Source organism: Brevibacterium epidermidis NBRC 14811 (assembly GCF_001570805.1).
GTDB classification, from domain to species: domain Bacteria; phylum Actinomycetota; class Actinomycetes; order Actinomycetales; family Brevibacteriaceae; genus Brevibacterium; species Brevibacterium epidermidis.
The window spans coordinates 239,735-252,099 of sequence record NZ_BCSJ01000013.1 but is presented as its reverse complement, the minus strand read 5'-3'; the positions used below and the strand labels follow the sequence as shown (position 1 = coordinate 252,099).

At 64.7% G+C, this 12,365-nt stretch carries 11 protein-coding genes; all 11 read left to right on the top strand.

Annotated elements, in window-relative coordinates; genetic code table 11:
• Positions 1 to 49 precede the first annotated feature (49 nt).
• On the top strand, positions 50 to 2,056 hold the full coding sequence (gene thrS, locus BEP01S_RS10260; protein ID WP_062242810.1) for a threonine--tRNA ligase: 2,007 nt from the start codon (positions 50 to 52) through the stop codon (positions 2,054 to 2,056).
• On the top strand, positions 2,053 to 2,658 hold the full coding sequence (locus tag BEP01S_RS10255; protein WP_062242807.1) for an HIT family protein: 606 nt from the start codon (positions 2,053 to 2,055) through the stop codon (positions 2,656 to 2,658). Before thrS ends, BEP01S_RS10255 begins: the two co-directional genes overlap by 4 nt.
• Positions 2,655 to 4,697 carry an alpha/beta hydrolase family protein gene (locus BEP01S_RS10250; RefSeq protein WP_083532651.1) on the top strand — a complete coding sequence of 681 codons (2,043 nt, stop codon included), beginning with the start codon at positions 2,655 to 2,657 and terminating at the stop codon, positions 4,695 to 4,697. The genes BEP01S_RS10255 and BEP01S_RS10250 overlap by 4 nt, the downstream gene beginning before the upstream one ends.
• 130 nt (positions 4,698 to 4,827) lie before the next feature.
• Positions 4,828 to 5,307, top strand: coding sequence for an NUDIX hydrolase (locus BEP01S_RS10245; RefSeq protein WP_062242804.1), 480 nt, complete (start codon positions 4,828 to 4,830; stop codon positions 5,305 to 5,307).
• 113 nt (positions 5,308 to 5,420) lie between these two features.
• Entirely contained in the window at positions 5,421 to 6,173 is a 753-nt protein-coding gene (locus BEP01S_RS10240; RefSeq protein ID WP_062242801.1) for a YebC/PmpR family DNA-binding transcriptional regulator, read from the top strand.
• Positions 6,173 to 6,769, top strand: a complete 597-nt coding sequence (gene ruvC, locus BEP01S_RS10235) for a crossover junction endodeoxyribonuclease RuvC (RefSeq protein WP_062242799.1) — start codon at positions 6,173 to 6,175, stop codon at positions 6,767 to 6,769. Before BEP01S_RS10240 ends, ruvC begins: the two co-directional genes overlap by 1 nt.
• A 65-nt stretch (positions 6,770 to 6,834) precedes the next feature.
• On the top strand, positions 6,835 to 7,431 hold the full coding sequence (gene ruvA, locus BEP01S_RS10230) for a Holliday junction branch migration protein RuvA (RefSeq protein WP_062242797.1): 597 nt from the start codon (positions 6,835 to 6,837) through the stop codon (positions 7,429 to 7,431).
• The gene (ruvB, locus tag BEP01S_RS10225) at positions 7,428 to 8,525 is read left to right on the top strand and encodes a Holliday junction branch migration DNA helicase RuvB (RefSeq protein WP_083532650.1); all 1,098 of its coding nucleotides are present in this window, start codon (positions 7,428 to 7,430) and stop codon (positions 8,523 to 8,525) included. The genes ruvA and ruvB overlap by 4 nt, the downstream gene beginning before the upstream one ends.
• Positions 8,526 to 8,606: 81 nt before the next feature.
• The gene (gene yajC / locus BEP01S_RS10220; RefSeq protein ID WP_244882183.1) at positions 8,607 to 9,155 is read left to right on the top strand and encodes a preprotein translocase subunit YajC; all 549 of its coding nucleotides are present in this window, start codon (positions 8,607 to 8,609) and stop codon (positions 9,153 to 9,155) included.
• Positions 9,156 to 9,193: 38 nt separating this feature from the next.
• The gene (gene secD / locus BEP01S_RS10215; RefSeq protein WP_244882182.1) at positions 9,194 to 11,338 is read left to right on the top strand and encodes a protein translocase subunit SecD; all 2,145 of its coding nucleotides are present in this window, start codon (positions 9,194 to 9,196) and stop codon (positions 11,336 to 11,338) included.
• Entirely contained in the window at positions 11,335 to 12,351 is a 1,017-nt protein-coding gene (secF, locus tag BEP01S_RS10210; protein ID WP_062242792.1) for a protein translocase subunit SecF, read from the top strand. The genes secD and secF overlap by 4 nt, the downstream gene beginning before the upstream one ends.
• Positions 12,352 to 12,365 lie beyond the last annotated feature (14 nt).

Below are 12,365 nucleotides of genomic sequence, written 5' to 3'. Positions count from 1 at the left end.
ACCACTGGACGGACTGCTCAGCAGAAGACGCAACGAATGGAGAAGATCAGTGGCAGACAGCATTGACTGCGCGGGCGAAAGCATCCCTTTCACAGAGGGGCTGACCGGAACGGAGATCTTCTCCACCGACCGCACGGTCGTTGCCATGTGGCTGAACGGCGAACCCGCTGACCTCAGTCGCGTACTGCAGGCAGGGGACCGGATCGCACCGATCACCATCGACTCCGATGCCGGCCTCGATATTCTGCGCCACTCCACCGGCCACGTCACCGCACAGGCCGTCCAGGAGCTCTTCCCCGGAACCAAACTCGGCATCGGGCCCTACATCACCGACGGTTACTACTTCGACTTCGACGTCGCCGAACCCTTCACCCCTGAGGACCTCAAGGCGATTCAGAAGAAGGCCGCCCAGATCGTCAAGTCCGGTCAGACCTTCAACCGCGTCGTCGTCACCGAGGACGAAGCCCGCGCCCGGATGGCGAACGAGCCCTATAAGCTCGAACTCATCGACGACAAGGGCAAGGGCGGCGACGAAGAGACCTCCGTCGAGGTCGGCGGCGGCGAACTCACCGTCTACGAGAACGTCGACCGCAAGGGCGAAGTCGTGTGGCAGGACCTGTGCCGCGGCCCCCACCTGCCCAACACCAAACTCATCGGCAACGGCTTCGCCATCACCCGATCCTCGGCCGCCTACTGGCGCGGCGACCAGGCGAATGCGAGTCTGCAGCGCGTCTACGGAACCGCCTGGGCCTCGAAGGACGACCTCAAGGCCTACCAGGACCGCATCGCCGAGGCCGAACGTCGCGATCACCGCAAGCTCGGCGCCGAAATGGACCTGTTCTCCTTCCCCGAGGAGCTCGGCTCCGGTCTGCCCGTATTCCACCCCAAGGGCGGCGTCATCAAACGGGAGATGGAGGACTACGTCCGCGCCCGTCACATCGACGAGGGCTTCGAGTACGTCGGTACCCCGCACATCTCGAAAGAGACCCTGTACTACACCTCGGGACACCTGCCCTACTACGGCGAGAACATGTTCCCCTCGATCGCCGTGGACGAGGTCCGCAACGAGTCCGGCGAGGTAGTCAAGGAGGGCACTCCCTACCGGCTCAAGGCCATGAATTGCCCGATGCACAACCTCATCTACCGCTCCCGTGGCCGTTCCTACCGCGATCTGCCGCTGCGCCTGTTCGAGTTCGGTACCGTCTACCGTGACGAAGCCTCGGGAGTCATCCACGGCCTCACCCGCGTCCGCGCACTGACCCAGGACGACTCGCACTCCTATGTCGCCCAGGAAGACGCCGCGGCAGAGATCCGGCACCTGCTGAACTTCGTGCTCAGCCTGCTGCGCGACTTCGGCCTCGACGACTTCTACCTCGAACTCTCCACCCGTGACGAGGACGGGAAGAAGGCCGACAAATTCATCGGCTCCGACGAGCAGTGGGCCGAAGCGACCAGCGTGCTCGAGGAAGTCGCCCAGGAGACCGGACTCGAACTCGTCCCCGACCCGGGCGGTGCGGCCTTCTACGGTCCGAAGATCTCCGTCCAGGCCCGCGACGCCATCGGCCGCACCTGGCAGATGTCGACAGTCCAGCTCGACTTCAACCAGCCCGAGCGCTTCGGACTCGAATACGTCGCCGCCGACGGCTCCCGCAAACAGCCGGTGATGATCCACTCCGCGAAGTTCGGCTCCATCGAACGCTTCCTCGGCGTGCTCACCGAGCATTACGCCGGCGCGTTCCCCGTGTGGCTGGCACCCGTGCAGGTGACCTGCATCCCCGTGGCCGACGAGTTCAACGACTACCTCGCCGAGGTGGCCGACCAGCTGCGCAAGGCCGGAGTCCGCGTCGAGATCGACGACAGCGACGATCGGTTCCCGAAGAAGATCCGCAATGCGTCGAAGTCGAAGGTGCCCTTCACCCTCATCGCCGGAGGCGAGGACCGCGACGCCGGAGCCGTGTCCTTCCGCTTCCGCAGCGGCGAACAGGAGAACGGCGTTCCCGTCGCCGAGGCGGTGCGACGGATCCTCGACTCGATCGAAACCAAGGCTCAGGTATGAGCGGAGGCGACGACGACCGATCCGCTCAGGAGAACCCGGACGGCCGCCTCGGCGAGGGGATTCCCCACCCCGAGGCTGCCGCTGGGTTCCCCGGGGAACCCGACGGATTCCAACGTCTGTGGACCCCGCACCGGATGGTCTACATCGACGGTCAGGACAAACCGAAGGACGATCGAGCCGAGGAGTGCCCGTTCTGCACGGCACCGTCGAAGACGGATGAGGACGGACTCATCGTCGCTCGCGGCGAGACCGTGTACGCGGTGCTCAACCTCTACCCGTACAACCCGGGCCACCTGCTCATCTGCCCCTATCGCCACGTCGCCGACTACACGGATCTGACGGGGGACGAGACCGTCGAACTCGCCGAGTTCACGCAGAAGGCGATGCGCGTCATCCGGGCAGTGTCCGGACCCCACGGATTCAACCTGGGCATGAACCAGGGACCGGTGGCCGGCGCAGGAATCGCCGCTCACCTGCACCAGCACGTTGTCCCGCGCTGGGGCGGAGACGCGAACTTCCTGCCAGTGATCGCCCAGACCAAGGCCCTGCCGCAAGTGCACGCCGATGTGCAGGCACGCCTGTCAAAGGAATGGAACAGATGAATCCTGAAGACCTCGGCACCCTTGCCGAGTACTCCTCACCCGTGCTGCGCGGACATGACACCGTCATCACGATCCGACGACCCGACCTCGAATCCAACTGCTACCTCTCACAGCTGTTCTCGCTGACCGAGGACAGCTCCAGACGGCTGACCCATTCGTGGTCGGACTCGACCCCGCAGTGCGGCCCGAACTGGTCGGGATACCTCAGCGGAGAGAAGAAGGCCGCACCGCAGCTCTTCGTCGGTGACAGTCTGGAGACGGCACATCAGATCACGGACAACCACCTCGGCGTGGCCGAATTCGCCCTCGACGACTCCCGCTCCAGGGCCCTCTACGTCGCCCGCGTCGCCGAACCCGGACGCTACGGACTCGACGACTCCATCCCGGCGGCTGAAGAGGCCCCACGCCGGATCACCACAGCGTCCTACCTGGCCAACGGCCTCGGTTATACGAATGACCGACCGGCACGGGCCTTCCTCGTCGACCTCGCCGAACCCGGTCTCGGCACCGTGGGCCTGCGCGGGGCCTCCGAAGTGCCGCTGTCGACCCTGCTGACCACGCCGGACACCGACGTCCACGACCCGCAGTTCTCACCGAACGGCACGCGCGTGTCCGTGATCTCCGCCCTTCACCCCGACCGGGGACAACCCGATCTGCGCTCGACGGTCTGGCTGCTCGGGGGCGATGACCCGACACCGCTCGACCTGCCCTCCATGGACGTCGGCCTGCATTGGTGGCTCGACGAGGACACCGTTCTGCTGGTCGGCAATGCCCTGACCCGAGACGAACTCGACTTCGTCGGGCAGATGCCCGGACTCTTCATCCACGACGTCACCACCGGCTCTACGAGGCGGCTGACCGATCCCGAGACCGTGGCCCTGGCGGGGGTCCCACCACGGATCCATGGGGGAGCGGTCGTGGCTGCCGTCGACGCCGACGGAGCCACCCGGATCGTCCGCGTCGCCCTCGACGCCGCTGAGATCAGCTTCGACGAACTCGAATTCCTCACCGACGACACCACCGTCGTCAACGGCTTCGACATCGACGACGACACCCTCGTCTTCACCGGATCGACTCCGCAGTCTCCGGCCGTCCTCGGCCGCATCGCCCTTCGCGGTCGCGCGGAGTCCGGGACCGCCTCGGCGATGGGTGCCTCTGTCATCGTCAAGGAGCATCCGGCACCGGCGAACTCCGTCGTGCCCGAGGTGCTGCGTGTGCCAGGCGTTTCCGGGACGATCACCGGCTGGCTGGCCAAACCGCAGGGGGACGGGCCGTTCCCCGTCATCCTCAACATCCACGGTGGACCCTTCGCCCAGTACACGCATTCGTGGTTCGACGAGACCCAGGTGCTCACCTCCGCAGGCTACGCCGTCGTGTTCTCGAACCCGCGCGGCTCCGGCGGACGCACCCGCAGCTGGGGGACCGCCGTCCAGGGCGATATGGCGGCACCGGCGATGGCCGATGTGCTCGCCGTCCTCGACCATGCCCTCGACACCGACCCCTCGCTGGACCGCAGCCGTCTGGGCATCCAGGGCGGATCGTACGGGGGATATCTCACAGCCATGACGATCGCCGCGGACCATCGCTTCCGCGCAGCCATCGTCGAACGCGGCTACCTCGATCCCGACAGCTTCGTCGGAACCTCCGATATCGGCCGCTTCTTCACCGAGGAGTACACGAGCCGCAGCCGTGAGGCGATCGTGCGCCAGTCACCCCTGGCCCATGCCCCACAGGTCGGCACACCGACCCTCGTGATGCACTCGGAACTCGACCTTCGCTGCCCGCTGGAACAGGCCCAGCAGTACTACGCGGCCCTGCAGAGAGCCGGAGTCGACACCGAGATGCTCATCTTCCCCGGCGAGAACCACGAACTCTCCCGGGCCGGGCAGCCCCGCCACCGCAGGCAGCGCTTCGAAGCCATCCTCGACTGGTGGGACCGCCGCCTGAGCGGCGGGAATCGGACACAGTCGGAAGGCGAGCGACACCTTCCGGACGCGGCCGATCCCGAGGCCGCCTCTGCCTCCGACTCCGCGTCATGAGCGTCGAGTTGGTCGGTAATGCGCAGACCCGATATCGTTCTCTGGACCGCTGTCGCGCTCTTGCCGAAATCCCCCAGCGTCATTATTCTGCAAACACTTGCCTCCCTTCGCCGCCGACCACTGGAGAAACATGAAACCTCGTAAAGCCTCACGGGTCGTTTTACTCAATGAGCGCGACGAGGTTCTCCTGATCCGAGCCCAAGATCTGCTGACCCCCAGCCACCAATGGTGGATGACCTGCGGTGGCGGTTCCGAACTCGGTGAGTCGGCCGCGCAGACGGCAGCGCGGGAACTGGCAGAGGAGACCGGGATCGAATGCGAACCGCATGAGCTCATCGGCCCCTTGGCCACTCGTGACGAGGTCTTCGAATTCACGGAGAAGTCGCTGCGTCAGGTCGAAACCTACTTCGCGTTCCGCACCAGCGAGGACATCGAACTCGAAGACGCGGTCTGGACGGACATCGAGAAGCGCAGCCTGCTCGAATTCCGCTGGTGGACCCGGGAGGAGCTCCTGGCCACGACGGAGACGATCTATCCGAAGAATCTGCTCGGCCTCATCGACCTGGCCACCGCCGGGTCCGTTCCCGACGTGCCGCTGGTCATCGACTGAACTCGCGATTGCGGTTCAGCGGGAGTATGCACGGAATCGCGAACGGACGTCTGCACGAGTCCGGACGGTCAGCGTATAGACTTGAGGGGCTGTAACTACAGGAAGGAACACCAGTGGCAGGTCATTCCAAATGGGCAACGACTAAACACAAGAAGGCGGCCATCGATGCCAAGCGCGGCAAGCTCTTCGCCAAGCTGATCAAGAACATCGAGGTTGCTGCTCGCAACGGTGGACCTGACCCCGATGGCAATCCGACGCTCTTCGATGCGATCCAGAAGGCAAAGAAGAACTCGGTTCCCGCCGACAACATCACCCGTGCGGTCAAGCGCGGCGGCGGCCTCGACGGCGCCGGAGTCAACTACGAGACGATCATGTACGAAGGCTACGCCGACGGCGGAGTGGCACTGCTCATCGAGTGCCTCACTGACAACCGCAATCGTGCAGCCTCCGAGGTGCGCGTGGCCGTGACCCGCAACGGCGGATCGATGGCCGACCCCGGATCGGTGACGTACAACTTCAATCGCAAGGGCGTCATCATCGTCAACGCTGCGGAGACCGACGAAGAGGCCATCCTGCTGGCGACCATGGACGCCGGTGCCGAAGAGGTCAAGGATGAGGGCGAGAAGTTCGAGATCATCTGCGAGGCCACCGACCTCGTGGATGTGCGTACCGCACTCGTCGACGCCGGCATCGACTACGATTCGGCCGAGGCCTCCTTCGTGCCCGAGCTCGAGGTCAGCCTCGACGCGGAGACCGCGCAGAAGGTCTTCACCCTCATCGACGCGCTCGAAGACTGCGACGACGTGCAGAACGTGTACTCGAACGCCGATGTCAGCGATGAGGTCCTCGCCGAACTCGATGCCTGATGCGCATCCTCGGCGTTGATCCCGGACTGACCCGGTGCGGGCTCGGTGTCATCGACACCCTGCCCGCCCGGAAGGCGAAGATGGTCGCCGTCGACGTCCTGCGGACTCCCTCCGCCGACTCCGTCGACCTGCGCCTCGGTGCCATCGCCGAGGCGTTCGACACATGGTTGGACACGTACCGACCCGATGTCGTGGCCATCGAACGCGTCTTCGCCCGCAATGACGTGTCCACGATCATGGGCACCGCCCAGGCCTCGGGGCTGACCATGGGGCTGGCGGCCCGCCGCGGACTGCCCGTGGCCATGCACACTCCGTCCGAGGTCAAGGCCGCGATCACCGGTTCGGGCCGTGCGGACAAGAAGCAGGTCACCTCGATGGTGACGCGGATCCTCGGTCTCGACGCACCGCCGAAGCCCGCTGATGCCGCCGACGCCCTGGCGATCGCGATCTGCCATTCCTGGCGTGGTGCGCTGTCGGCCCAATCGACGCCGGGGAAGAACAAAGACCTCACCGAACGCAAGGCCGGCGGCCGGCAGGGCAGCGGACTGACGAAGGCCCAACAGCAGTGGGCCGAGGCCATGCGGCGCGCCAAATGAGCATGGGGGAGTGGGCGCCTGCTAACCTGGATTCGTACACGTGTTCCCCTTAAGAAAGGCTGCTCGTGATCAGTTTCCTCAGCGGTACGGTGCATCGGATCGCAGCTGACCACCTCGTCGTCCTCACCTACGGTGTCGGCCGGAAGGTCCATGTCACCCCCGACACCTTGGCCGGAACTCGGCACGGAGCCGAGATCGAACTGGTCACCAGCCTCGTGGTGCGCGAAGACTCGATGACTCTCTACGGCTTCGGCACCGAGGACGAGAACCACACCTTCGAGGTGCTGCTGTCGATCTCCGGGATCGGTCCGCGCCTGGCGATGGCGGTCCTGTCGGTGATGGGACCCGACGAGCTCGCCGCAGCGATCACGAATCAGGACGCCAATGCGCTCACCCGTGTCCCCGGAATCGGGAAGAAGGGCGCCTCGCGCATCATCCTCGAACTCGAGAACAAGCTGCCGAAGCTCACCGCTGCCGCTCCCGGACCGACCCTGTCCTTCGGCGGCGGCAACCAACAGGTCGTCGACGCACTCGTGGGACTCGGATGGAAGGAAGCGCAGGCTGAGGACGTCGTCGCCGAGGTCGTCAAGGAGACCGGTGCTGGTGCCGGCACCTCCGTGGTCCTCAAGGCCGCGCTGAAGGTCCTGGGTGCGAAGAAATGACCGAATCGTTCGAACCTGGAACGGGCAGAGACGGGGTCGACTCCTATGAGCTGGAGTTCGGCGATCAGACGATGACCGGTGCCGAACGCGAACGGCTCGTCTCCGGCCGGGCCGAAACGGCCGAACGCGACGACGAGGCGGCCCTGCGCCCGAAAGGGCTTGCCGACTTCATCGGTCAGCCGAAAGTGCGCGAACAGCTTTCGCTCGTGCTCGATGCCGCGAAGGCCAGACAGAAGGCTCCCGACCATGTGCTGCTCTCCGGCCCTCCCGGGCTCGGCAAGACAACTCTGGCGATGATCGTCGCCCATGAGATGAACTCGAGCCTGCGGGTGACCTCCGGTCCGGCCGTTCAGCATGCCGGTGACCTCGCCGCGATCCTGTCCTCGTTGGAAGAAGGCGAAGTCCTCTTCATTGACGAGATCCACCGGATGGCCCGGGCCGCTGAAGAGATGCTGTACGTGGCGATGGAGGACTTCCGAGTCGACGTGATCGTCGGCAAGGGGCCCGGCGCCACGGCCATTCCGCTCGATCTGCCGCAGTTCACCCTCGTCGGAGCGACCACCCGGTCCGGTCTGCTGCCGGCACCGCTGCGCGACCGCTTCGGCTTCACCGCTCTGCTTGACTTCTACTCGAGTGCCGACCTGCTCACGGTGCTGCAGCGCTCGGCCCGGATGCTCGGCATCGACTCCGAACTCGCCGGACTCGAAGAAATCTCCACGCGGTCCCGGGGGACCCCGCGAATCGCGAACCGCCTGCTGCGCCGCGTCCGCGACTGGGCACAGGTGCGGGGGAGCGGAATCATCGACGAGGAGGCCGCCACCAATGCCCTGCGCGTCTACGAAGTCGACGAACTCGGACTCGATCGTCTCGACAGGTCTGTTCTGCAGGTGCTGTGCAAGCGCTTCGGCGGGGGACCGGTCGGTCTGGGAACCCTCGCCGTCTCCGTCGGCGAAGAAGCCGATACGGTCGAAACCGTGTCCGAACCCTACCTCGTGCGAGAGGGACTGATCAGCCGCACCCCACGTGGACGTGTGGCCACGACGGCGGCCTGGAATCACCTGAAAATGCAGATCCCAGCAAATTATGAGTTCTGAACCCCGCATTTGAGTTCGCTATGGGAGGTGAGGACGAACTAAGCTGGTTCACTGATTCATTCATATGAAAGGCTGATACCTGTGGATTTGCTGATCCCTCTTGCGCTTGCCGCGCTGCTGATCTTTTTCCTGTTCAATTCTCGGCGTAAGCAGAAGGCGCGTGCGGAGGAGATCAAGTCGGGTCTCGTGCCCGGTGCAAAGGTGATGACTACCTTCGGTGTCTTCGGAACCGTTCTCTCCATCGACGAAGAGAACAACCAGGTGACCATCGAGTCGGGCCCCGGAACGGTCCTGCGCGTCCACCGTCAGGCCATCGGCCAGATCGAGAACAACCAGGCCGCAGCGCCCGTCGACGCCCCTGGCGCCGCCGCTCCTGCCGCTGAGGCCGACGTCGATGCCGCCGCCGACGACGAGAAGCCGGCCATCACCGATGCCGAGCTTGACGCCATGAACGAGCGCAAGCGCGCCGAGAAGGACACCGCGGACGAGGACGCAGCCGGGGACGTCGTCGCTGACGAGTCGGCTGCGAAGACCGAGGACGTCGACGCCGAGGATGCCGCTGAGACCGATGCCGACTCCGCCACTGCGGACGAGGACTCCACGGACTCGGATACTGACAAGAAGAACTGATCCGTTCTCGCACTCTGCTCCCGACTGAAAGCTGAAACGTGTCCGATATCGAAGAAAAACCACGCCCTGGTTTGCGCTTCCTGTGGCTGACCATCATCACTGTGGTCCTCGCCGCAATCATCGCCGGAGGAGTCATCTGGTCCAACGCCACGACGACTCCGAAACTCGCTCTCGACCTTGAGGGCGGAACGTCGATCATTCTGGAACCGCAGGTGTCCGAGGGCACGGACATCAGCAAGGAGCAGCTCGATCAGGCCGTGGCGATCATCCGCCAGCGCGTCGACTCGACCGGTGTCTCCGAAGCCGAGATCACGACGCAGGGTGACCGCAACATCGTCGTGAACCTCCCGGGCAACCCCGACGAGGAGACGCGGAACCTCGTGCGTTCGTCGGCTCAGCTCGTGTTCCGTCGCGTGGCGCTGGTCGGTGACCCGCGTTCACAGGAGCAGATCCAGAAGGAGCAGGAGAAGAGCGGCGGCGAGGAGTCGGGCGGCGACGACGGGCTGAGCGACGAAGAGCGCAAACGCCTCGAGGACCTCACCGGCGCCGACTCGCAGGGCGACGCCCAGGGCGAGTCGCAGGCTCCCTCCGGCGGCGGCGATGTCGTCAAGGCCGGCGGAACGGCTGAGAAGAAGACCGATGAGTCGTCTGCGAAGACGAAGTCCTCGGAATCGGAGAGCAAGGACGCGGAGAAGTCCGGGAAGGGCAGCGGCTCGAGCGAGGGTTCGAAGGTCACCGACTCGACACCGCGGCCCCTCTTCGATCCCGAGAAGGATGCCGCCGAGTGGCAGACCGACAAGATCATCAAGGAATACTCGGAGCTCGACTGCACGAACAAGAAGAACCGGACGGGCGGCCAGCAGAAGCCCTCGGACGAACCGGTCGTCTCGTGCTCCGAAGACGGCCAGGCGAAGTACATCCTCGGGCCCGTCGAACTCTCCGGTGATCACCTCGCCGATGCCAACGCGGGCTATGCCGCGGGAGCCAACGGCGTGCAGACGAACAACCCTGCCGTCAACCTCTCCTTCGATGCGACCGGACGTGAGATCTTCAAGCAGATCACCTCGGACATCACCGGCAAGCAGCAGCCGTACAACCAGTTCGCGATCGAGCTCGACGGCCTCGTGCTCTCGGCTCCGTCATCGAACGCTGTCATCACCGACGGCAACGCCCAGATCACCGGCGACTTCTCCCTCGACGAGGCGCAGACTCTGGCCAATCAGCTCAAGAACGGTTCGCTGCCTCTGAGCTTCCAGGTCCAGAGCGAGGACCAGATCTCGCCGACCCTGGGATCGAACTACCTCAAGATCGGTCTGCTCACCGGACTCGTCGGGCTCCTCCTCGTCGTCGTCTACTCGCTGCTCCAGTATCGAGTCCTCGGCCTCGTCACCGTCTCGAGCCTCGTCGTCGCCGGTGTGCTCACGTATCTGCTGCTGTTGCTGGCATCGTGGAGATACGGCTACCGACTGTCCCTGGCAGGTGTCGCCGGTATCATCATCGGCATCGGCATGGCGGCGGACTCGTTCATCGTCTACTTCGAACGTGTGAGGGACGAACTGCGCAGCGGGCGCAATCTGCTCTCCGCCGTCGAGGTCGGCTGGGATCGAGCCAAGCGCACGATCTACGCCTCGAAGGCCGTGAACATGCTCGCCGCCGTCATCCTCTACATCCTGGCCGTCGGCTCGGTGCGAGGTTTCGCCTTCACCCTGGGTCTGACCGTGATCATCGACGTGCTCATCGTCTTCCTGTTCACCCACCCGATGCTGCAGCTCCTGTCCCGGACGAAGTTCTTCGGCGAAGGCCACCCGATGTCGGGCATGGATCCGCGCTTGCTCGGGGTCAAGCCCGCCGCCTATCGCGGAGCCCTCAACCTGTCCATCGATGACGAGGACAAGTCACCCGAGGCGAAGCGCCGTGAGAAGGCGCGGATGCGCAAGGCCGGAATGACACCCGAGGACGGCTCCGAGACGCCCAACGCGGCAACGACCGGATCCGAATCGGACGAGACCTCGACGACGAAGAAGACCAAGGCCGCGAAGTCGAAGAGCGCGAAAGCGGCGAAGACCGCGACTGCGGCGGGCGGAATGACCATCGCAGAGCGGAAGGCCGCCGCTCGGCGAGCCGAGGACGATGATGCCGCCGACGACTCGGCGACTGACGATGGCAAGGAGGCTGACAAGTGAAACGGTTCTTTGCCTGGGGCAACCGCCTGCACAGCGGCGAATCATCGATCCCCTTCGTCGGCAAGGCGAAGCTGTGGCTGGCCATCTCCGGAGTCCTCGTCCTCCTGTCCCTGCTCGTCCCGCTCATCTTCGGCTTCAACTTCGGCATCGCCTTCAAGGGCGGTTCGCAGTTCCAGGTCGACCACGTCACCGACACCTCGGCGGCGAAGGGCGAGGGCATCGTCAACGAGGTGGTCTCCGGTTCTGAGCCGCGCCTGACGCCGACCAGCGACACGGCCGTCCAGATCGAGACGAACCAGCTCACCGACCCGCAGATGCAGGACGTCCGCGACGCTCTCGTCTCCGGCTACGACGTGAAGGTCGAAGACGTCACCTCGACGTTCGTCGGACCCGAATGGGGTCAGGACGTGACGTCGAAGATGATCCGTGCGCTCGTCATCTTCGTGGCCATCGCCCTCGTCGTCATGGCGCTGTACTTCCGAACCTGGAAGATGTCGTTGGCAGCGATCGTCGGACTCTTCGTCGTGATGATCGTGACCATGGGCATCTACTCGGCCACCGGTTTCGAAGTCACTCCGGAGGCCATCATCGGCTTCCTCACCGTGCTCAGCTTCTCGCTCTATGACACGGTGGTGGTCTTCGACAAGATCCGAGAGAACACGACCAGGTTCGAGGAGAAGCGGAACCTCAAGTTCTCCGAACTCGTCAACCTGGGTGTGAATCAGACGACCGTGCGTTCGATCAACACCTCGGTGGTGTCCGTGCTCCCGATCGCCTCGATCCTCTTCATCGGTGTGTTCCTGCTCGGCGCGGGAACGCTCGTCGATATCTCGCTGTCTCTGTTCATCGGTACTATAGTGGCAGCCGCTTCGACGCTGTTCGTCGCGAGCCCCCTCTATGCTCTCCTCCGGGCGAATGAACCGGCGGTCAAGGCACAGGAGGAGGCCGTGCGTGAACTACGCTTGAAGAACGGGGGAGCAGACGTCCCACCGGTGACACACGCCGAAGTCTGATTCCCGAGAGAGGA